General features: G+C 70.9%; 17 protein-coding genes. 3 read left to right on the forward strand and 14 right to left on the reverse strand.

Annotated elements, in window-relative coordinates; genetic code table 11:
* Nucleotides 1-66 precede the first annotated feature (66 nt).
* The 4 genes from ACGFWI_RS15335 to ACGFWI_RS15350 form a co-directional block, all read right to left on the reverse strand.
* A complete protein-coding gene (locus tag ACGFWI_RS15335; protein ID WP_393906423.1) occupies nt 67-1,350 on the reverse strand; it encodes an outer membrane lipoprotein carrier protein LolA in 1,284 nt (427 codons plus the stop codon).
* 271 nt (nt 1,351-1,621) lie between these two features.
* Nucleotides 1,622-2,635 carry a polyprenyl synthetase family protein gene (locus ACGFWI_RS15340; protein WP_393906424.1) on the reverse strand — a complete coding sequence of 338 codons (1,014 nt, stop codon included), beginning with the start codon at nt 2,633-2,635 and terminating at the stop codon, nt 1,622-1,624.
* 461 nt (nt 2,636-3,096) lie between these two features.
* Nucleotides 3,097-4,299, reverse strand: a complete 1,203-nt coding sequence (locus ACGFWI_RS15345; RefSeq protein WP_393906425.1) for an FAD-dependent oxidoreductase — start codon at nt 4,297-4,299, stop codon at nt 3,097-3,099.
* Nucleotides 4,296-5,576 (reverse strand): ATP-grasp domain-containing protein, encoded by a 1,281-nt coding sequence (locus ACGFWI_RS15350; protein ID WP_393906426.1) that lies wholly within the window; start codon nt 5,574-5,576, stop codon nt 4,296-4,298. Before ACGFWI_RS15350 ends, ACGFWI_RS15345 begins: the two co-directional genes overlap by 4 nt.
* Before the next feature lie 281 nt (nt 5,577-5,857).
* On the opposite strand from ACGFWI_RS15350, the gene fahA reads away from it, so the two are divergent.
* The 3 genes from fahA to ACGFWI_RS15365 all read left to right on the forward strand — a co-directional run bounded on the left by fahA (nt 5,858) and on the right by ACGFWI_RS15365 (nt 8,368).
* The gene (gene fahA / locus ACGFWI_RS15355; protein ID WP_393906427.1) at nt 5,858-7,060 is read left to right on the forward strand and encodes a fumarylacetoacetase; all 1,203 of its coding nucleotides are present in this window, start codon (nt 5,858-5,860) and stop codon (nt 7,058-7,060) included.
* Nucleotides 7,057-7,710 carry a GPP34 family phosphoprotein gene (locus tag ACGFWI_RS15360; RefSeq protein ID WP_393906428.1) on the forward strand — a complete coding sequence of 218 codons (654 nt, stop codon included), beginning with the start codon at nt 7,057-7,059 and terminating at the stop codon, nt 7,708-7,710. Before fahA ends, ACGFWI_RS15360 begins: the two co-directional genes overlap by 4 nt.
* A 172-nt stretch (nt 7,711-7,882) precedes the next feature.
* Nucleotides 7,883-8,368, forward strand: a complete 486-nt coding sequence (locus tag ACGFWI_RS15365) for a hypothetical protein (protein WP_393906429.1) — start codon at nt 7,883-7,885, stop codon at nt 8,366-8,368.
* An 86-nt stretch (nt 8,369-8,454) separates the two neighbouring features.
* On the opposite strand, the gene nuoN is transcribed toward ACGFWI_RS15365, so the two are convergent.
* Genes nuoN through nuoE form a run of 10 tightly spaced genes read right to left on the reverse strand, consistent with a single transcriptional unit; the run spans nt 8,455 to nt 21,551 of the window.
* Nucleotides 8,455-10,107 carry an NADH-quinone oxidoreductase subunit NuoN gene (gene nuoN / locus ACGFWI_RS15370; RefSeq protein ID WP_393906430.1) on the reverse strand — a complete coding sequence of 551 codons (1,653 nt, stop codon included), beginning with the start codon at nt 10,105-10,107 and terminating at the stop codon, nt 8,455-8,457.
* Nucleotides 10,104-11,762: an NADH-quinone oxidoreductase subunit M gene (locus ACGFWI_RS15375; RefSeq protein ID WP_393906431.1), complete on the reverse strand. Its 1,659-nt coding sequence runs from the start codon at nt 11,760-11,762 to the stop codon at nt 10,104-10,106. The genes nuoN and ACGFWI_RS15375 overlap by 4 nt, the downstream gene beginning before the upstream one ends.
* Nucleotides 11,763-11,765: 3 nt before the next feature.
* Nucleotides 11,766-13,649 (reverse strand): NADH-quinone oxidoreductase subunit L, encoded by a 1,884-nt coding sequence (gene nuoL, locus ACGFWI_RS15380; protein WP_393906432.1) that lies wholly within the window; start codon nt 13,647-13,649, stop codon nt 11,766-11,768.
* Nucleotides 13,650-13,662: 13 nt separating this feature from the next.
* The gene (nuoK, locus tag ACGFWI_RS15385) at nt 13,663-13,962 is read right to left on the reverse strand and encodes an NADH-quinone oxidoreductase subunit NuoK (protein WP_018090964.1); all 300 of its coding nucleotides are present in this window, start codon (nt 13,960-13,962) and stop codon (nt 13,663-13,665) included.
* Nucleotides 13,959-14,819: an NADH-quinone oxidoreductase subunit J gene (locus tag ACGFWI_RS15390; protein ID WP_393906433.1), complete on the reverse strand. Its 861-nt coding sequence runs from the start codon at nt 14,817-14,819 to the stop codon at nt 13,959-13,961. The genes nuoK and ACGFWI_RS15390 overlap by 4 nt, the downstream gene beginning before the upstream one ends.
* Nucleotides 14,816-15,406 carry an NADH-quinone oxidoreductase subunit NuoI gene (nuoI, locus tag ACGFWI_RS15395; RefSeq protein ID WP_393906434.1) on the reverse strand — a complete coding sequence of 197 codons (591 nt, stop codon included), beginning with the start codon at nt 15,404-15,406 and terminating at the stop codon, nt 14,816-14,818. Before nuoI ends, ACGFWI_RS15390 begins: the two co-directional genes overlap by 4 nt.
* Nucleotides 15,399-16,787, reverse strand: a complete 1,389-nt coding sequence (gene nuoH / locus ACGFWI_RS15400) for an NADH-quinone oxidoreductase subunit NuoH (protein WP_393906527.1) — start codon at nt 16,785-16,787, stop codon at nt 15,399-15,401. The genes nuoI and nuoH overlap by 8 nt, the downstream gene beginning before the upstream one ends.
* Nucleotides 16,787-19,321, reverse strand: a complete 2,535-nt coding sequence (locus ACGFWI_RS15405; RefSeq protein WP_393906435.1) for an NADH-quinone oxidoreductase subunit G — start codon at nt 19,319-19,321, stop codon at nt 16,787-16,789. The genes nuoH and ACGFWI_RS15405 overlap by 1 nt, the downstream gene beginning before the upstream one ends.
* Nucleotides 19,318-20,700, reverse strand: a complete 1,383-nt coding sequence (nuoF, locus tag ACGFWI_RS15410) for an NADH-quinone oxidoreductase subunit NuoF (RefSeq protein WP_393906436.1) — start codon at nt 20,698-20,700, stop codon at nt 19,318-19,320. Before nuoF ends, ACGFWI_RS15405 begins: the two co-directional genes overlap by 4 nt.
* Complete coding sequence (gene nuoE, locus ACGFWI_RS15415) at nt 20,700-21,551, reverse strand: NADH-quinone oxidoreductase subunit NuoE (protein ID WP_393906528.1); 852 nt, start codon at nt 21,549-21,551, stop codon at nt 20,700-20,702. The genes nuoF and nuoE overlap by 1 nt, the downstream gene beginning before the upstream one ends.
* Between the last annotated feature and the right edge of the window lie 25 nt (nt 21,552-21,576).

Genomic DNA, 21,576 nt, shown 5'->3' on the forward strand with positions numbered 1-21,576 from the left:
CCACGGGCCGCGCCGTGCCACCCGCAAAGGGGTGGCACGGCGGTCCCGCGCTGCTGCGGTGGCCCGTTACTTGGCGGCGTTGGCCGCGTCGATCAGGGCCTGCTTGTCGACGGCGCCGACGTAGACCGTGCCGTGGTCCGTGACCAGGGCGTTGACCAGGCGAGTGCTGAAGACCCGGCCGGAGCCGAAGGAGCCGTTCACCTTCTCGCCGATGCTGTCCAGGAACTTGCCGGCGTCGCCGCCGGCGCCCTGGTCCTTGCCGGCGCCCTGGTCCTTGCCGGCGGGCAGGCCGGAGCCGTCGCCCTTGATCGTGGCGATGGACGTCCAGCCCTTGCCGAGGACGTTCAGCCCGCCCATGTCCTTCTTGACGTCCTTCACGGCCTTGTGGGACCGGATGCCCTTGCCGTGCTCGCGCTGCTCCTTCGCCCGTGCCTTGTCGCCCTCGACGACCTTGGCGCCCTTGGGCGGGGTGAAGGAGAACGTGCTCGCGGCGGGCTTGGCGAAGTCGACGTTGGTGTAGCCGACGTCGATGGCGGCCGCGCCACCGCTCTTGGGGGTCAGGGTGAACTTCAGCGGCACGCCGTTGTCGGCGTCCACCGCGACCCGGATCGAGCCGACCGTCGAGGCGGCCTGCTTGGGCTTGATCAGCAGCTGGTAGGCGTCCCGCCCGGCGACCTTGGCGGTGCCGTCGACGGTGACCGAGGTCGTGTCACCGGCCGCCTTCAGGGCCTGCTTCGCGAGGTCCTGCGGGGTGGCGTTCTTCAGGCCCTCGGGGAGGCCCTCGGCCGTCCGGTGCTGCTTGCCGTGCCGGCCGGCGGCGGGCGCGGTGCTGTGCAGCGCGGTGTTGCTGCCGCTGTCGTAGGCCCAGAGCTCGTTGCCGTTGTGGACCAGGCTGTACTCGGCGGCCTTGTCGACGATCGACACCCGCTGCTTCTCGGGGCCGTCGGCCGCGACGCGCAGCGTGTGCGCACCGGACGCCAGCTCCATCAGCTTGTTCTGGGGCGCTGCGGAGGCGCCGTCCTCGCCCTTCCCTGCGCCCTGGCCACCGCCGAAGCCGCCTGCTCCGCCACCGGCGCCCGGCAGGGACGGCAGACCGAGGTCCGTGGTGACCCGGACCGTCCCGGAGAGCTGCTGGACATCCGACTTGGCGACCTTGGCTATCAGGTCCTGTGCCGAGATTTTCGGCAGGTCCGGAGAACCGGAGCCGGCGAACGCCGGGACCAGCCCGATCGTGGCCGCCGCCACCCCCGCCACCGCGACGGGTACGGCGTACCGCACCGCCTTACGGCGCCCCGGGGAGCGCTCCCCGTCCCATCCTTCGGTGCCCTGTGTCGGTTCGTTCCGTGGCATCTGCCCTACCTCCGTCGTGTGCGGCGGTTGCTGCGCTGTCCACTCGTCCACCCCTGGGGCTCATGGTGGCCCCTCCGCCGCGCTCTGGTGTTTCCATCTCACCAAATCGCCTCGCGGATAACGTCACCCGGCGGGAGCAACTCGTCCTACTGCTGAGGTATGACGCACGGTCACCCGAGGGCGGAGTCCGTACAACGGGAGTCTGATCTTTCCCTAGGGGATGCGGGGGCAGGCTCTAGGGGTTGAGGGGGACGGGCTCCGGAGGCAGACCTCAGCCCGCCCGGTGCACCACCGCGTCGCAGAGCCCTTCGAGCGCCAACTTGGCCGTGCAGGACGACAGCGGCGCCAGCATCGCGCGGGCCTCCTGTGCATAGCGCACGGTGTCGCGGCGGGCCTCTTCGAGCGCCGGGTGGGCGCGCAGGCCGGCCAGTGCCTCGGCGTGCCGGGCGTCGTCGGTGAGGTCGCCCGCCAGCAGCTCGCACAGCGCACGGTCCTCGGGCGTACCGGAGTCGCTCTCGGCGCGCGCCCGCAGATGCAGCACGGGCAGCGTCGGAATGCCCTCCCGCAGGTCCGTGCCGGGGGTCTTGCCCGATTCATGCGAGTCGCTGGCGATGTCCAGGACGTCGTCGGCCAGCTGGAAGGCGGTGCCCAGCCGCTCGCCGTACTGGGTGAGGATGTTGACCGTCGACTCCTCGGCGCCCGACATCATCGCGCCGAACCGGCACGCGACGGCGATCAGCGAGCCGGTCTTGCCGGCGAGGACGTCCAGATAGTGGTCGATGGGATTGCGGCCGTCGCGCGGGCCCGCGGTCTCCAGGATCTGGCCGGTCACCAGGCGTTCGAACGCCTCGGCCTGGATCCGTACCGCCTCCGGCCCGAGGTCGGCGAGGATGTGCGAGGCGCGGGCGAACAGGAAGTCGCCGGTCAGCACCGCGACGGAGTTGCCCCAGCGGGCGTTGGCGCTGGCCACACCGCGGCGCACATCGGCCTCGTCCATCACGTCGTCGTGATACAGCGTCGCCAGATGCGTCAGCTCCACGACGACCGCGGAGGGCACCACGCCCGGGCTGTAGGGGTCACCGAATTGGGCGGCCAGCGTGACCAGCAGCGGCCTGAACCGCTTACCGCCCGCGCGCACGAGGTGCTGCGCGGATTCGGTGATGAACGGCACGTCGCTCTTGGTGGCCTCCAGCAGGCCCTCCTCGACAGCCGCCAACCCGGCCTGGACATCGGCCTCAAGAGCCTGGTCCCGCACGCTCAGCCCGAAGGGCCCGACGACGGTCACGAGGGGTACTCCTGTCTGCTGACGATCAAACTGAATGTCGATCTGTCGCTGTCTCCACCGTTGGCCAGCGTATCCGGTCGCAGTTCGATCACCGTGAGCGCCCGCCCCCCGATCCACCCGCGAAGGACAGCGACCCCGCCGCGGGTTCTGGATCACCTGTTGACGCGAGTGTGACGCGGGAGCATGGGGTCCGGCAACGACAAGAGTATTTCTGGCCGTCTTGTTGTCCGGCAAGGCCGACCGCCCGGCCCGTGCACGGCACACCGCGGCCCGGCACGGAGCACCGCGGCCAGGCCCCGGCTCGCCCCCGCCCACGGCCGGCTCGCCCCCGCGGCCGCAAGGGCAGCCCGCCGAGGGGACGTACGGCGTGCCGCCCCTCCGAATTCACCGCAGCGCAGGATGACTTCCCGCACGCGGGCGGGATCACGGGCCCCACAAGCAGCAGCGGGCCCCGCCCGGCCTCACCGGTACGCCCGCGCCACCGCCCGTGCCAGCCGCGGCGAGGCGAACTCCGTGCCGCACACGAAGCGCATCACCGGCCCGAACGAGGCGGCCGCCGGCAACCCCGTGAAGTACAGCCCCGGTACGGACGAGCGGAAGCCGGCGTCCAGCAGCGGCCCGCCGGCCCGCGTCACGATCCCGGTGCGCAGCCCCTGGCCCAGGAAGTCCAGTGCCGCCAGATCCATCCGGTAGCCCGTCGCGGCCAGCACATGGTCGGCGGCGACTTCCCCGCCCTGCCCGTCGGCGCCGCGCAGCGCCAGCACGGGGCGGCCGTCACGGACCGTCGCCCGTACGATCCGCCGCCCCTGCGTCACCTGCACCCGGCCGGTGAAACGGTCCCGCAGCCACCACGCACCCAGCGGGCCGAGCACCCGCCGCACCAGATACCGCCGGGCGGGCACCGGCAGCCGGCGAAAGGCGCCGGCGTAATGCGTCAGCGCATACAGCGACCAGGCGTTGCCGAACGGCGACGGCGGCCGCAGGCGGGGCTGGCGGTCCGGCGGCGCGCCGAAGCCCACCGCGGCGGGGCCGCGCGCCACCACCCGTACGGACGCCGCGCCCGCCTCGGCGAGCAGCACCGCGCTCTCCAGCGCCGACTGCCCGGCGCCGATCACGACCACCTTCCGACCGGCCAGCGCGGACAGATCGTGGTGCTGCGAACTGTGCGAGACCGGCCCCGTGGCGGACGGCCCGTCCGGGATCGCGGCGGCCAGCTCCGGCGGCAGCTGCGCCAGCCCGCTCAGGCCGGTGGCGACGACCACGGCCCGCGCGGCGACCTGTTCCCCGCTGTCCAGCTTCAGCTCGAAGCCGTCGCCCCGCCGGTCGACGGAGACCACCCTGACCTGCTCCAGATCGGGTACCAGCCGCTGCTGCACCCACTGTCCGTACCGGATGAACACCTCGACGGGGAGGATGTCCCAGTCCGAGGCGTAGGGCCCCTCCCCCGTCTCCGCGCAGAAGTCGCCGAGGGTGTGGCCGGGCTGCGGGGCGTCGATGCTGGAGGCCGCCGGCGTCGACTTGAGCAGCATGCCCGCGGGCATCTGCGTGCGCCAGCTCGCCATCGGCTGCCCGAAGACCCGCACCGGCAGGCCGCGCCCCCGTAGATGCGCGGCCGTCGACACGCCGTACGGACCGGCCCCGATGACCGCTACCGGAGTACTCACTTCGGTCCCTCCCCTTGCCTGAGTGGTGCCTCGGTACCCGCCCGGCGGCCCGCCCGCCGCAGCTGCATCAGATGTCTGGCGCCCGGCCCGACGGACCGCGCGAGCATCGTGAGGAACGGCAGCGGGTCATCGCCCGCGAACCACGCCAGCTCGGTGCCGGAGGCCCGCGCCGGAGCGTGCGGGGAGCGGGAGCCGCCGCGTCGGTATGCGAGCAGTGCGGGCAGATCGACGTTCTCGACGACGAAGCGGCGCCCGGTCCGCTGCGCGCCCCCGGGGACGGCGCGCCCGGTGAGGTCCAGGTGCTGGGCGCGTACGACGTCCACCCCGGCCGCGTTCTCGAAGAGCCGGAACTGGGCACCCATCCGGGGATTGAAGTCCAGCAGTTTGTACCGGCCGTCGCGGCGGTCGAACCGCCAGTCCAGATCGGCGATGCCGGTGAACCCGATGCGGTGGATGAACTCTTCCGTCATCGTGGCGAGTTCCGGGTTGTCGACGACGTACGCACAGGCCGTCATGCCGGCGTGCGGCGGCCAGGAGCGCACCTTGACGCCGGTGAACAACGTCAGCGGCGCACCGCCCGCGCCGAAGCAGGCGTGCACGATCCAGTCCTCGGCCTGCTCCCGCGGCAGATACTCCTGGAGGATCACGCCCGGCCGCGGGCCCCAGTCACGGGCCAGATCCAGCAACTGTTCCGGCCCTCCTATCCGGGTCGTACCGCCGACGGCCGGCCTCTTGCGCCGTACGAACGCCTCGCGGTTCTTGGCCACCACCGGGAAGCGCGCCCGCCCGGCGTACGCCTCGATGTCCGCGTACGAGCCGGGGAAAACGGCGGCCGGCGAGGGCACCCCGTGTGCGACGCACAGCTCGTGCAGGCCCTGTTTGCTGGCCAGCCGGCGCGGCAGACCGGGAGCGACCCGGGGAAAGAGGAACGATCCGGCGAGCGCCTCGGCATGCTCGGCTATCAGTACGGCCGCCTCTTCGTCGGTGGGGAGCAGCAGCGTCGGCCGGCCGATCCGCCGGCCGATCCGCAGCAGCCCCGTCACCAGCCGGTTCGGCTCCTCCCGCCCGGTGGTCGGCCAGACGAAGCGGCCACGGAGGTAGCGGGAGACGGCCGCCGGTGTGAAGCGGTCCTCCGTCACGGCGTACATGGGCACACCGAGCCGCCCCAGACTGCGGATCGCCCCCACACCGCCGTGGTGCAGGGGGTAAGCCCCGATCTTCACGATCAGTCCCGGAACGCTCCGGTCGACCGCGAGCCGTGCGCCACTGCGAGCCACGTGTCCCCCCAACGGAACGTCCCACCCCGGCCCGTGCCAGGAAAGGAAGCTAGGCCCGAATTGCGTAGTGCAGCAAGGCTTTTCCGGACATTGCCGATGCTTGGGGGCGCATCACACGGCGCACCCGCCGTCCGGATTCGTACGCCTCCACGTCCTCGCGCCCCATGACCGTCCCGCCCGTCCCCGCCCGGCCGTACGCTGATCGTCGGCACCGCCGGCCCGCGGGCCACCAGGCCCGGCCGGCCCGGTCGCCCACCGGCGACGAACGCGAGGAGCTGTCCATGCCCGAGCAGAGCCCGTTCGACCTGGCGGAAGGCGATCCCTTCGGCCCGCACAACCTGCCCTACGGCGTCTTCAGCACCGCCGACGCGCCCGGTCAGCGCCGCATCTGCGTCCGCTACGGCACCCAGGTCCTCGATCTGAGCGCACTGCCGAGCGCGCTGCCCGCCGCCATCCATCCGCATGCCGAGCTGCTCGCGGCCCCGACCCTCAACCCGCTGCTGGCCGCCGGCCGCCCCGTCTGGCAGCAGATCCGGGCTGCCGTCCGCAGCGCCGTGACCGACCCGGCGCACCGCGACGAGGTGGCGCCGCTGCTCCATCCGCTCGCCGAGGTCACACTGCACCTCCCGTTCGAGGTCGCCGACTACGTCGACTTCTACGCCAGCGAGCACCACGCCACCAACGTCGGCCGGATCTTCCGCCCGGACGCCGCCGCGCTGACCCCCAACTGGAAGCATCTGCCGATCGGTTACCACGGCCGGGCGGGCACCGTCGTCGTCAGCGACACCCCGGTCGTACGGCCCCACGGCCAGCGCAAGGCCCCCGCGGACGACGCGCCCACCTTCGGCCCCTCGCTCCGCCTCGACATCGAGGCCGAGATCGGCTTTGTCGTCGGTACGCCCTCCACGCTGCACGAACCCGTCGGGCTGGACGCCTTCCGCGACCATGTCTTCGGCGTCTGCCTCCTCAACGACTGGTCCGCACGCGACATCCAGGCCTGGGAGTACGTGCCGCTCGGCCCCTTCCTGGGCAAGTCCTTCGCCACCTCCGTCTCCGCCTGGATCACCCCGCTCGACGCCCTCGACGAGGCCCGTACGCCGCCGCCCGCCCGGGACGTCCCGCTGCTGCCCTACCTCGACGACGCGGGCGCGGAGCCGGGCGGCATCGACATCCGCATCGAGGTGCGCATCAACGGCAAGACCGTCTCCCGGCCGCCGTTCTCCACCATGTACTGGACGGCCGCCCAGCAGCTCGCCCATATGACCGTGAACGGCGCCTCGCTCCGCAGCGGCGACCTGTTCGCCTCCGGCACCGTCTCCGGGCCCGACCCCGACCAGCTCGGCTGTCTGCTCGAACTCACCCAGGGCAAGGGCCCCTACCTCCAGGACGGCGACGAGGTCACCCTCACCGCCTGGGCGCCCGGCCCCGAGGGCGCCCGGATCGGCCTGGGCGAGGTCACCGGCCGCATCCTGCCCGCGGTATGACCGGCGCACCGCTCACCCTGCCGGAGGAGCTGCTGCTGCTCGCCCTCGACCCGGTACGCGGCCGGTCGCTGAACCACACCAAGTACCTGCGCTACGGGCTGGCCGGCGCGGCGCTGGCCGACCTGGAGGAGGCCGGGCGGATCGCCGTCGAGGGCCGCGACCGGATCACGGTGACCAACCCGCTGCCGCTGGGCGATCCGGTGCTGGACGGCGCGCTGGCGGCGCTGCCCGACCCGGCCAAGCAGCGCAGCGGCGTCAAGGCGCAGCGCTGGGTGCGCGGCGCCGGGCGGCCGGTCCAGGAGCTGTGTCTGCGCCGGCTGGAGGAGCGGGGCGCACTGCGCAGGGAGACCCGGCGGGCCCTGGGGCTCTTCCCGTACGAGCGCTTCCCGGCCGGGGCGGTGGACCTCATCGGCCCGGCCAGGGACCGCTTCGCCGCGGCGCTCGGAGCCGGGTTCCCGGACCGCCGCAGCCGGCTGATCGCCGCGCTGGCCTCGGCGACCGACCTGGACCGCAAACTCCTGCTGAGCCGCGAGTACCGTCCCGTACGGCGCGAGATGAAGCGGCTGGCGCGGGAGATCTGGACGGCCCATGCGGTGCAGCGCGCGGTACGGCGGGACAAGGAGGCGGCGTCGAATGCGGCCTCCGGCTGAGCGGGACCGAGATGCCCCGCTTGCACCCATACGCCCCCTTCTGTGCGCTCCTACGTCACAGCCCCACACCAAGTCCGTACCGGCGTTGCCGCAATCCGGGCCGCGGCCCGGACCGTCGTCCGGTGCCGCTGCTAGCCTCACGTGTCCCTGACCCACAACGGAGGAGACGTACGTGCGCAAGGCAGCACAGATCGCCGGGGCGGCAGCCATCGCCGCGATGCTGCTCAGCGGTTGCGGAAGCAGCGGCGACAACGGCAGCGACAGCAAGCCGAGCAAGACGCCGCAGGCCGCGCCGTCGACTCCGGGAGGCGCCGACAAGCCCGCGAGCCCGGGTGCCGTCGAGGGTGCCTGGAAGGCCGGCTCGGGCAGCAGCCCGCAGGTCCTCGTGATCACCAAGGGCACCGTGGCCTTCAGCAACGGGCACAAGTCCGCGTGTCTGGGCAAGGTCCAGGAGATGGCCGGGGTGACCATGGCCGCCCTCAAGTGCACCGACGGGGACACCACCCGCACCATGGGCGCCCTCAAGCCCGGCGCTGACGGCAAGACCCTGACCGTCGACTGGAAGAACGGCCCCACCGAGAAGTACACCAAGTCCAGCGACGGCAGCGTGAAGATCCCCGACATGCCGCAGCTGCCGAGCGGTATGCCCAAGAGCTGACCGCCCCGCCGGATGACGGACGGCCGCCGCCCGGAACCCCCCGAGGGCTCCGGGCGGCGGCCGTTGCCGTGCCGCGCCGCCGGTTCTCAGCGCACGAAGACCCCGGCCTGGCCGGCCAGGTCGAGGAAGTACTGCGGCGCCAGGCCGAGCACCAGCGTGGCCGTGACGCCGATGGCGATGGCCGTGGTGGTCAGCGGGCTGGGCACCGCGACGGTCGGGCCGTCCGCCTTGGGCTCGTTGAAGAACATCAGCACGATGACGCGGATGTAGAAGAACGCGGCGATGGCCGACGAGAGCACACCGACGACCACCAGCCAGCCCGCGCCGCTCTGCGCCGCCGCCTTGAAGACCGCGAACTTTCCGGCGAACCCGGAGGTCAGCGGGATACCGGCGAAGGCCAGCAGAAAGACCGCGAAGACCGCGGCCACCAGCGGTGAACGCCGGCCGAGCCCGGCCCACTTGGACAGCGCGGTGGCCTCGCCGCCCGCGTCCCGCACCAGGGTGACGACGGCGAAGGCGCCGAGGGTCACGAAGGAGTAGGCGCCGAGGTAGAAGAGCACCGAGGAGATGCCCTCCTCGCTGGTGGCGATGACACCGGCGAGGATGAAGCCGGCGTGCGCGATGGAGGAGTAGGCCAGCAGCCGCTTGATGTCGGTCTGGGTGATGGCGACGATCGCGCCGCCCAGCATCGTGATGATCGCGACGCCCCACATCACCGGCTGCCAGTCCCAGCGCAGGCCCGGCAGGGCGACGTACAGCAGACGCAGCAGCGCGCCGAAGGCCGCGACCTTGGTGGCGGCCGCCATGAAGCCGGTGACCGGGGTCGGCGCGCCCTGATAGACGTCCGGGGTCCACATGTGGAACGGAATCGCGCCGACCTTGAAGAGCAGCCCCATGAGCACCAGCGCCGCACCGATCAGCAGCAGGGCGTCATTGCCCATCGTGCCGGCCAGCGCCGGATCGATCTGCTTGGCGCCGTCCGAGACCACCTCGGCGATCCCGGCGTAGGTGACCGTGCCCGCGTAGCCGTACAGCAGGGCCACGCCGAACAGCAGGAACGCCGACGAGAAGGCGCCGAGGAGGAAGTACTTCACCGCGGCCTCCTGCGACAGCAGCCGCTGGCGGCGGGCCAGCGCACACAGGATGTACAGCGGGAGGGAGAAGACCTCCAGCGCGATGAAGAGCGTCAGCAGATCGTTGGCCGCCGGGAAGACCAGCATGCCGCCGACCGCGAAGAGCACGATCGGGAAGACCTCGGTGGTGGTGAACCCCGCCTTCACCGCGGCCTGTTCGGCGGCGCCGCCGGGGACGGCCGCGGCCTGCGCGGCGAAGGAGTCCACCCGCTTGCCGTGCGCCGCCGGGTCGAGCCGGCGCTCGGCGAAGGTGAAGACGGCGATCAGGGACACCAGCAGGATCGTGCCCTGCAGGAACAGGGCCGGGCCGTCGACGGCGAGGGCACCCATGGCGGCGATATGCGCCTTGGACGAGCCGAAGCCGCCGGCCGCCAGGCCGATCACCGCGGCGAACGCGGCGGCCAGCGCCACCACGGTCAGCAGCAGCTGGGAGTAGTAGCGGTTGCGGCGCGGCACGAACGCCTCGACGAGGATGCCGAGCACCGCCGCGCCGAGGACGATCAGCGTCGGCGCCAGCTGGGCGTACTCGATGTGCGGCGCCGGGATCTTGCCCGGTGCACCGGCCGCGACTGTCCACAGGCTGTGGACACTTGCCACGGAACTCATTTCGCGGCCTCCCCGTCTTGATCACGCACGGCATGGCCGGACCGGCCTCCGCCGGGCACGGCGTCCACCTGCACTGTGGGCTTGGGATCCTTCTTGTCCACGACGGACAGGGTGTGGCCCACCGCCGGATTGACGAGGTCGGTGAGCGGCTTCGGGTACACCCCGAGGAAGAGCAGCAGCGCGATCAGCGGCGCCACCACCACCAGCTCCCGCACCCGGAGGTCCGGCATGCTCTTCACCTCGGCCTTCACCGGCCCGGTCATCGTCCGCTGGTAGAGGACGAGGACGTACAGCGCGGCGAGGACGATGCCGAGGGTGGCGATGATGCCGATCACCGGATAGCGGCTGAACGTGCCGACCAGGACCAGGAATTCGCTGACGAACGGCGCCAGGCCCGGCAGCGACAGGGTGGCGAGGCCGCCGATGAGGAACGTACCGGCGAGGACCGGGGCGACCTTCTGGACGCCGCCGAAGTCCGCGATCAGCCGCGAGCCGCGGCGGCTGATCAGGAAGCCGGCGACCAGCATCAGCGCGGCGGTCGAGATGCCGTGGTTGACCATGTAGAGCGTCGCGCCGCTCTGGCCCTGGGACGTCATCGCGAAGATGCCCAGGATGATGAAGCCGAAGTGGGAGATCGAGGCGTAGGCGATCAGCCGCTTGATGTCCCGCTGGGCGACCGCCAGCAGCGCGCCGTACAGCACGCTGATCAGCGCGAGGACGAGGATGACCGGGGTGGCCCAGCTGCTGGCCTCGGGGAAGAGCTGGAGGCAGAAGCGGAGCATCGCGAACGCGCCGACCTTGTCGACCACCGCGGTGATCAGCACCGCGACCGGTGACGTGGACTCGCCCATGGCGCCGGGCAGCCAGGTGTGCAGCGGCCACAGCGGCGCCTTCACCGCGAAGGCGAAGAAGAAGCCGAGGAAGAGCAGCCGTTCGGTGCCGGTGGAGATCTCCAGCTTGCCGGCCGCCCGCGCCTCGACGATCTGCTGCAGCGAGAAGGTGCCCGTGCCGAGCTGGTGGGCGGTGACCGCATAGAGGCCGATCACCGCGGCCAGCATGATCAGCCCGCCGGCGAGGTTGTAGAGCAGGAACTTCACCGCGGCGTACGACCGCCGGCTCGCGGACTGCTCCTCGCCGTCCCCGCCCGCCCGGTCCCCGAAGCCGCCGATGAGGAAGTACATCGGGATCAGCATGGCTTCGAAGAAGATGTAGAAGAGGAAGACGTCGGTGGCCTCGAAGGAGATGACCACCATCGCCTCGACGGCCAGGATCAGCGCGAAGAAGCCCTGGGTGGGCCGCCAGCGCCGGTTGGGCGTGGCCTCCTCCAGGGGGTCGGCGTCATGCCAGCCGGCCAGGATGATGAAGGGGATCAGCAGGGTGGTCAGCGCGATCAGGGCGACCGCGATGCCGTCCACGCCGAGTTCGTAGCGGACGCCGAAGTCGCTGATCCAGGCGTGCGACTCGGTGAGCTGGAAGGGGCCCTTGGCGCCGGGGTCGAAGCGGAACCCGACCACCAGCGCCAGCGCGAAGGTGACCAGCGAGAACAGCAGCGCGAGCCATTTGGCCGCGGTGCGCTTGGCGGCGGGCAGCGCGGCGGTGGCGATCGCACCGATCGCCGGCACCGCGGCGACCGCCGTCAGCAGGGGAAACGACATGGCTCAGACACCCCTCATCAGCAGGGTCGCGGCAACGAGAACGGCGGCCCCGCCCAGCATCTGGACCGCGTACGAACGGACGAATCCGGTCTGCAACCGGCGCAGCAGGCCGGAGAGTCCGCCCATCGAGGCCGCCGTGCCGTTGACCGCGCCGTCCACCAGGGAGCGGTCGAGCTGGACGAGCGTGCCGGTGAGCTCTTCGCCGCCGCGTACGAAGACGACGTGGTTGAAGTCGTCCTGGAGCAGATCGCGGCGGGCGGCCCGGGTCAGCAGCGAGCCGCGCGGGGCGAGCGCCGGAACGGGCTTGCGGCCGTACATCAGCCAGGCGATGCCGACGCCGATGAGCAGTACCACGATCGTGGCGGCGGTGACCGTGGTGGCGGTGACCGGGGAGTGGCCGTGCGCGAACGAGGTGACCGGCTCCAGCCACTTCACAAAGGCCTCGTTGATGCTGAACAGCCCGCCCGCGAAGACCGATCCGATGGCCAGCACGATCATCGGGAACGTCATGACCTTCGGCGACTCGTGCGGATGCACCTCGTCGGGATTCCAGCGCTTCTCACCGAAGAACGTCATCAGCATCACCCGCGTCATGTAGAACGCGGTGATCGCTGCGCCCAGCAGGGCCGCGCCGCCGAGGACCCAGCCCTCGGTGCCGCCCTTGGCGAACGCCGCCTCGATGATCTTGTCCTTGGAGAAGAAGCCGGACAGACCGGGGAAGCCGATGATCGCCAGATAGCCGAGACCGAAGGTGACGAAGGTGACCGGCATGTACTTCCGCAGGCCGCCGTAACGGCGCATGTCCACCTCCTCGTTCATCCCGTGCATCACGGAACCGGCACCGAGGAAGAGGCCCGCCTTGAAGAAGCCGTGGGTGACCAGATGCATGATCGCGAAGGCGTAGCCGACCGGGCCGAGGCCGGCGGCCATGATCATGTAGCCGATCTGCGACATCGTCGAGCCGGCCAGCGCCTTCTTGATGTCGTCCTTGGCGCAACCGACGATCGCACCGAAGAGGAGCGTGACCGCACCGACCACGACCACCGCCAGCTGGGCGGTGGGCGCGGCATTGAAGATCGCCCCGGAGCGGGTGATCAGATACACGCCGGCGGTGACCATCGTGGCGGCGTGGATCAGGGCCGAGACCGGGGTCGGGCCCTCCATCGCATCGCCGAGCCAGGACTGCAGCGGTACCTGCGCCGACTTGCCGCAGGCGGCCAGCAGCAGCATCAGCCCGATGGCGGTCAGCTTGCCCTCGGAAGCGTCACCGGTGGCGGCGAGCACCGGGCCGAAGGCGAAGGTCCCGAACGTCGTGAACATCAGCATGATCGCGATGGACAGGCCCATATCGCCGACGCGGTTGACCAGGAACGCCTTCTTGGCGGCGGTGGCCGCGCTCGGCTTGTGCTGCCAGAACCCGATCAGGAGGTACGAGGCGAGGCCGACGCCCTCCCAGCCGACGTACAGCAGAAGGTAGTTGTCGGCGAGGACGAGCAGCAGCATCGCCGCGAGGAAGAGATTGAGGTAGCCGAAGAAGCGGCGGCGCCGCTCGTCGTGCTCCATATAGCCGATCGAGTAGATGTGGATCAGCGATCCGACACCGGTGATCAGCAGGACGAAGGTCATCGACAGCTGGTCGAGCTGGAAGGCGATATCGGCCCGGAAGCCGCCGACCGGGATCCAGCTGAACAGATGCTGGTGCAGCGCACGGTCCTCGGCCCCCTTGCCGAGCATGCCGGCGAAGAGCACCACCCCGACGGCGAACGACGCCACCGAGAACAGCGTGCCGATCAAGTGACCGGTGCGGTCGAATCGTTTGCCGCCGCACAACAGCAGGGCCGCACCGACCAGCGGTGCCGCGACAAGCAGCGCGATCAAGTTCTCCACTTTGTGCGACCCCTTACAGCTTCATCAGGCTGGCGTCGTCGACCGAGGCCGTATGACGGGTGCGGAAGATCGACACGATGATCGCCAGACCGACCACGACCTCGGCCGCGGCGACGACCATCGTGAAGAAGGCGATGATCTGGCCGTCCAGATTCCCGTGCATCCGCGAGAAGGTGACGAAGGCGAGATTGCAGGCGTTGAGCATCAGCTCGATGCACATGAACACCACGATGGCGTTCCGCCTGATCAGCACCCCGGCCGCACCGATGGTGAACAACAGGGCGGCGAGATAGAGGTAGTAGACCGGGTTCATTTCTTGGCCCCCTCCTTGCGCTCCTTCGGTGTCACGCCACCGGACGACGAGGACCGGGGCTCATCGGAACCCCGGCCCAGCCAGTCCTCGGAGCGCTCCTCCAGCGCCTTCAGCTCGGCGAGCGACTCGCCGGACACATCGCGGACCTGGCCGCGCTCCCGCAGCGTCGGGCTGACGGTCAGTTCGGACGTGGTGCCGTCGGGCAGCAGGCCCGGGATGTCGACGGCGTTGTGCCGGGCGTACACCCCCGGGGCGGGCAGCGGCGGCACCTGCTTGCCCTCGCGGACCCGCGCCTCGGACTGCTCACGCTGGGACTTGGCGCGCTCCGTACGCTCCCGGTGGGTCAGCACCATCGCGCCGACGGCCGCCGTGATCAGCAGCGCACCGGTGATTTCGAAGGCGAAGACGTACTTGGTGAAGATGAGCGCGGCCAGGCCCTGCACATTGCCGCCGGCGTTGGCCTCGCCCAGGCCGTTGAACTCCTTGAGCGAGGCATTGCCGATACCGGCGATCAGCAGGATCCCGAAGCCGATGCCCAGTCCGGCGGCGAGCCAGCGCTGGCCCTTGAGCGTCTCCTTGAGGGAGTCCGCCGCGGTGACACCGACCAGCATGACGACGAACAGGAACAGCATCATGATCGCGCCCGTATAGACGACGATCTGGACGACGCCGAGGAAGTACGCGCCGTTGGCGAGGTAGAAGACCGCCAGGACGATCATGGTGCCGGCCAGCGAGAGGGCGCTGTGCACGGCCCGCTTCATCAGGATCGTGGACAGCGCGCCGCTGACGGCGACGATGCCCAGGATCCAGAACTGCACGGCCTCTCCGGTGGAGGCCGCGGCGGCGAGCCCGGTCATGCGGTCGCCTCCTTCCCCTGGGCGTTCCCGTCGGCCTTCTCACCCTTGGAGGACGCGACCTGACGGACGGCCCCCGGGGCGGCCTCGGTCACCAGGCCCTGGTAGTAGTCCTTCTCCGTCATGCCGGGGTAGATCGCATGCGGCGAGTCGACCATCGTCTCCTCCAGGCCCGCGAGCAGCTCCTCCTTGGTGTAGATGAGCGATTCACGGGACCGGTCGGCGAGTTCGTACTCGTTGGTCATCGTCAGTGCGCGGGTCGGGCAGGCCTCCACGCACAGGCCGCACAGGATGCAGCGCAGGTAATTGATCTGGTAGACGCGGCCGTAGCGCTCGCCCGGGGAGTAGCGCTCCTCGTCGGTGTTGTCCGCGCCCTCGACGTAGATCGCGTCCGCCGGGCAGGCCCAGGCGCACAGCTCGCAGCCGATGCACTTCTCCAGCCCGTCCGGATGGCGGTTGAGCTGATGCCGGCCGTGGAAACGCGGCGCCGTCGGTTTCTTCTCCTCCGGGTACTGCTCGGTCAGCCGCTTCTTGAACATGGCCTTGAAGGTCACGCCGAAGCCGGCCACGGGGTTCTGGAACTCAGGCACCGTCGCCCCCCTTTCCGTCGTTTCCGTTTTCGTCACTGACAGTGTCCGGCCCGCCACTGACAATCAGCTCGCGATCACGGCGCGGCCGGCGTCGTGGCACGGGCGGCAGGCTCTGTCCGGGCAGCGGGGGCACGGGGAAGCCGCCGGCCATCGCGTCGAAGGCCCCGTCGCCGTCCGTCTCCTCCTCCTTCTCACCGCGCCGGAAGAAGTCCACGAGGAGGGAGAGCAGCAGCAGCAGGACGGCGCCGCCGGCGACGTAGAGCACGATCTGGGAGAAGTGGTAGCCCTCGTTCTTCAGCGCCCGGACCGTGGCGACCAGCATCAGCCAGACCAGCGAGACCGGGATCAGGACCTTCCAGCCCAGCTTCATGAACTGGTCGTAGCGCACCCGCGGGAGGGTGCCGCGCAGCCAGATGAAGAAGAACAGCAGCAGCTGCACCTTGATCGTGAACCAGAGCAGCGGCCACCAGCCGTGGTTCGCGCCCTCCCAGAACGTGGAGATCGGCCAGGGGGCCTTCCAGCCGCCCAGGAAGAGCGTGATCGCGACCGCCGAGACGGTGACCATGTTGATGTACTCGGCGAGCATGAACATCGCGAACTTGATGGACGAGTACTCGGTGTTGAAGCCGCCGACGAGGTCGCCCTCGGACTCCGGCATGTCGAAGGGCGCACGGTTGGTCTCGCCCACCATCGCGACGATGTAGATGATGAAGGACACCGGCAGCAGCAGGACGTACCACCTGTTCTGCTGCGACTCCACGATGGTCGAGGTCGACATCGACCCGGAGTAGAGGAACACCGCCGCGAACGACATGCCCATCGCGATCTCGTACGAGATCATCTGCGCACACGAGCGCAGCCCGCCGAGCAGCGGATAGGTCGAGCCGGACGACCAGCCCGCCAGCACGATGCCGTAGATGCCGACCGAGGCCGTGGCCAGGATGTAGAGGATGCCGATCGGCAGGTCGGTCAGCTGCATCGGAGTGCGGACGCCGAAGACCGAGATCTCGTTGCCGGCCGGGCCGAAGGGGATCACCGCGATCGCCATGAAGGCCGGGATGGCCGCCACGACCGGCGCGAGGATGTAGACCACCTTGTCGGCCCGCTTGACGACCAGGTCCTCCTTCAGCATCAGCTTGATGCCGTCGGCGAGGGACTGGAGCATCCCCCAGGGGCCGTGCCGGTTGGGGCCGATGCGCAGCTGCATCCAGGCGACGACCTTGCGTTCCCAGACGATCGAGAACAGCACCGTCAGCATCAGGAACGCGAAGCAGAAGACCGCCTTGATGACGACCAGCCACCACGGGTCGCGGCCGAACATCGACAGATCTTCCTGCGCCAGCGCGCTTCCGGCAGCGGCGAGTTGATCGAGCTGCTGCATCATGCGTCCACCTCCTCGGCCGGCTCCGGGGTGCCCGGGGCGGCGGAGATCTTCACCAGGTCACCGGGTTGCGCCCCGGTGTCGGCGGCGACGCCGCCGCCCGTGGAGTTGAGCGGCAGCCACACCACCCGGTCGGGCATCGGGGTGACCTTGAGCGGCAGCTGGACCGAGCCGGCCGGCCCGGTGACCGCCAGCAGGTCACCGTCCTTGACCCCGGTCTCCTCCGCGGTGGTCTGCGACAGCCGGGCGAGGGCGGCGTGCCGGGTGCCGGCCAGCGCCTCATCGCCTTCCTGGAGCAGTCCCTGGTCCAGCAGGAGCCGGTGCCCGGCGAGGACGGCCTCGCCGCTGTCGGGCCGGGGCAGCGGCCGCCCGGTCTCCACGGGCTCGCCCGCGTAGGGGCCGTCCCAGCCGCCGAGCCGGTCCAGTTCGCGGCGTACGGAGCGGATGTCCGGCAGCGCCAGATGGACGTCGAGGGCGTCGGCGAGCATGTGCAGGACCCGGGAGTCCGACAGCAGATGCCGGCGGGTCATCTGGTCCGGCTTGAGGGCGGCCTCGAACAGCCGCGCCCGGCCTTCCCAGTTGAGGAACGTTCCGGCCTTCTCGACCACGGCCGCCACCGGGAAGACCACATCCGCCCGCTCGGTGACCTGCGAGGGCCGCAGCTCCAGGCTGACCAGGAAGCCGACCTCGTCCAGGGCGGTCAGCGCACGGGCCGGGTCCGGCAGGTCCGCCACCTCGACGCCCGCCACGAGCAGCGCGCCGAGCTCACCGGTCGCCGCGGCCTCGATGATCTGGCCGGTGTCCCGGCCGTGCCGGTGCGGCAGCGCGGCCACGCCCCAGGCGGCCGCGACCTCGTCGCGGGCCCGCGGGTCGGTGGCCGGCCGGCCACCGGGCAGCAGACCGGGCAGCGCGCCCGCCTCGACGGCGCCGCGTTCGCCCGCCCGCCGTGGGATCCACACCAGCCGGGCGCCGGTGGCGCGGGCGGCGCGGACGGCGGAGGTCAGTGCGCCGGGCACGGCCGCCAGCCGCTCGCCGACGACGATCACCGCGCCGTCGGCCCGCAGCGCCTCGGCCGCCGCCTGCCCCTCGCCGTCCAGGCCGACGCCGCCCGCCAGCGCGTCCAGCCATTCGGTCTCGGTGCCGGGTGCGGACGGCAGCAGCGTGCCACCGGCCTTGATCAGCCCGCGCGAGGCGTGACCGGCCAGCCCGTAGGTGCGCTGGCCGCTCCTGCGATGCGCCTTGCGCAGCCGCAGGAAGACGCCGGGCGCCTCCTCCTCCGCCTCGATACCGGCCAGCAGGACGGCCGGTGCCTTCTCCAGCGCGGTGTACGTGACGCCCGTTCCGCCCCCGGTCTCCGTCCCGGAGGTGCCCCCGAGATCCCGGCCGCGGCCGGCGACCCGGGACGCCAGGAAGTCGGCCTCCTCGGCGCTGTGCACCCGCGCCCGGAAGTCGATGTCGTTGGTGTTCAGCGCGATCCGGGCGAACTTGGCGTAGGCGTAGGCGTCCTCGACGGTCAGCCGGCCGCCGGTCAGCACACCGGTGCGTCCCCTGGCCGCGGACAGTCCGCGGGCCGCCGCCTCCAGGGCCTCGGGCCAGCTCGCCGGCTCCAGTTCGCCGGACTCCGGGTTGCGCACCAGGGGGTGCTCCAGCCGGTCGCGCTGCTGCGCGTACCGGAAGGCGAACCGTCCCTTGTCGCAGATCCACTCCTCGTTGACCTCGGGGTCGTTCGCCGCCAGCCGCCGCATGACCTTGCCGCGCCGGTGGTCCGTACGGGTCGCACAGCCGCCCGCGCAGTGCTCGCACACCGACGGCGAGGAGACCAGGTCGAAGGGGCGGGAGCGGAAGCGGTACGCGGCGGAGGTGAGCGCGCCGACCGGGCAGATCTGGATGGTGTTGCCGGAGAAGTACGACTCGAAGGGGTCGCCCTCTCCGGTGCCGACCTGCTGGAGGGCGCCGCGCTCGACCAGCTCGATCATCGGGTCGCCGGCGATCTGGTTGCTGAAGCGGGTGCAGCGCGCACACAGCACGCACCGCTCGCGGTCCAGCAGCACCTGCGTGGAGATCGGCACCGGCTTCTCGAAGGTGCGCTTCTTGCCCTCGAAGCGCGAATCCGGGTCGCCGACCTGCATCGCCTGGTTCTGCAGCGGGCACTCGCCGCCCTTGTCGCAGACCGGGCAGTCCAGCGGGTGGTTGATCAGCAGCAGCTCCATCACGCCGCGCTGGGCCTTCTCGGCCACCGGCGAGGTGAGCTGCGACTTGACGACCATGCCGTCGGTGCAGGTGATGGTGCAGGAGGCCATCGGCTTGCGCTGGCCCTCGACCTCGACGATGCACTGCCGGCAGGCACCCGCCGGGTCCAGCAGCGGGTGGTCGCAGAACCGCGGGATCTCGATACCGAGGAGCTCGGCGGCACGGATGACCAGCGTCCCCTTGGGGACGGAGATCTCGATGCCGTCGATCGTCAGGGTGACGAGGTCCTCCGGCGGGATCGCCGCCTCGCCGCCCCCGGAGGGAGCATTTGTCGTGACGGTCATGCCTTCACCCCCAGGTGAGCGTCGTTGTCGGCCCACAGGGTCGACCTGGCCGGGTCGAAGGGGCAGCCCTTGCCGGTGATGTGCTGCTCGTACTCCTCGCGGAAGTACGTGAGCGAGGAGAAGATCGGCGAGGCGGCGCCGTCGCCGAGGGCGCAGAAGGACTTGCCGTTGATGTTGTCGGCGATGTCGTTCAGCTTGTCGAGGTCGTCCATCCGGCCCTTGCCGGCCTCGATGTCGCGCAGCAACTGCACCAGCCAGTACGTCCCTTCGCGGCAGGGCGTGCACTTACCGCAGGACTCGTGGGCGTAGAACTCGGTCCAGCGGGTGACCGCCCGTACGACACAGGTGGTCTCGTCGAAGCACTGCAGCGCCTTGGTGCCGAGCATCGAGCCGGCCGCGCCGACGCCCTCGTAGTCGAGGGGGACGTCGAGGTGCTCGTCGGTGAACATCGGCGTCGAGGAACCGCCCGGCGTCCAGAACTTCAGCCGGTGGCCGCGGCGCATGCCGCCGCTCATGTCCAGCAGCTGGCGCAAGGTGATGCCCAACGGGGCTTCGTACTGGCCCGGGTTGGTCACATGGCCGCTGAGCGAGTAGAGCGTGAAGCCCGGGGACTTCTCGCTGCCCATCGACCTGAACCAGTCCTTGCCCTTGTTCATGATCGCGGGAACCGACGCGATGGACTCGACGTTGTTCACGACGGTGGGGCAGGCGTAGAGGCCCGCCACCGCCGGGAAGGGCGGCCGCAGCCGGGGCTGGCCGCGGCGGCCCTCCAGGGAGTCGAGCAGCGCGGTTTCCTCACCGCAGATGTACGCGCCGGCGCCCGCGTGCACGATCACATCGAGGTCGAGGCCCGAGCCCAGGATGTTCTTCCCGAGGTAGCCCGCCGCATAGGCCTCCCGTACGGCCTCGTGCAGCCGCCGCAGGACGGGCACGACCTCACCGCGCAGATAGATGAAGGCGTGGTTCGAGCGGATCGCATGGCAGGCGATCACGATCCCCTCGATGAGGGAGTGCGGGTTCGCGAAGAGAAGGGGGATGTCCTTGCAGGTCCCGGGCTCCGACTCGTCGGCGTTGACGACCAGGTAGTGCGGTTTGCCGTCGCCCTGCGGGATGAACTGCCACTTCATCCCGGTCGGGAAGCCCGCGCCGCCGCGGCCGCGCAGCCCGGAGTCCTTGACGTAGGCGATGACGTCGTCCGGAGGCATCGCGAGCGCCTTGCGCAGGCCCTCGTAGCCCTCGTGCCGGCGGTAGGTCTCCAGCGTCCAGGGTTCGGGCCGGTCCCAGAAGGCGGACAGGACGGGCGTCAGAAGCTTCTCCGGGTTGGTCTCCCCGCCGGCCTCCGGCCGTGAGGCGCCGCCGTGTTCGGCTGCCACTGTCATCACTCCCCCTCCTCTGCTGTGGGACCGGCCGGGTGCTGCTCGTCCGAGGCCGAGGTCTGCTGCGGTGCGTCGTGGGAGCTGGGGTGTCCCGAGGGCGCCTCGTCGGCGGGGTGGCCGGACGGGGGCTCGTCGGTGGGACCGTCGGTGGTGGCGCGCGGCGCGATGACGTGGTCGGCACCGCGGCCGGGGACCGCTTCGCCCTTGGCCAGCCGCAGCCCGATCAGCGAGGCGGGGCCCGCTCCGCCGGTGGCCTCGACGGCGCCCGGCCGCTCGTCCGGGAATCCGGCGAGCATCCGGGCCGTCTCCTTGAAGGTGCACAGCGGTGCGCCGCGGGTGGGCCGGACGCTCCGGCCGGCCCGCAGGTCGTCGACCAGCTGCCGGGCGGACTGCAGGGTCTGGTTGTCGAAGAACTCCCAGTTGACCATCACGACCGGGGCGAAGTCGCAGGCCGCGTTGCACTCGATGTGTTCGAGGGTGACGGCGCCGTCCTCGGTGGTCTCGCCGTTGCCGACGCCGAGGTGCTCCTTGAGGTCCTCGAAGATGGCGTCGCCGCCCATCACCGCGCACAGCGTGTTGGTGCAGACCCCGACCTGGTAGTCGCCGCTCGCCTTGCGGCGGTACATGGAGTAGAAGGTCGAGACCGCGGTGACCTCGGCGGTGGTGAGGTCGAGCAGCTCGGCGCAGAAGCGGATGCCGGTGCGGGTGACATGCCCCTCCTCGGCCTGTACGAGGTGCAGCAGCGGCAGCAGCGCCGAGCGCGCGCCGGGGTAGCGGGCGATCACCTCCTTGGCGTCCGCTTCCAGCCGGGCCCGTACGTCCACCGGATAGTCGGGGGCGGGGAGCGCGGGCATCCCCAGCTGCACGTCATGGTTTGCC

Origin of the sequence: Streptomyces sp. NPDC048434, from assembly GCF_043200375.1 — a bacterium.
Lineage (GTDB): Bacteria > Actinomycetota > Actinomycetes > Streptomycetales > Streptomycetaceae > Streptomyces.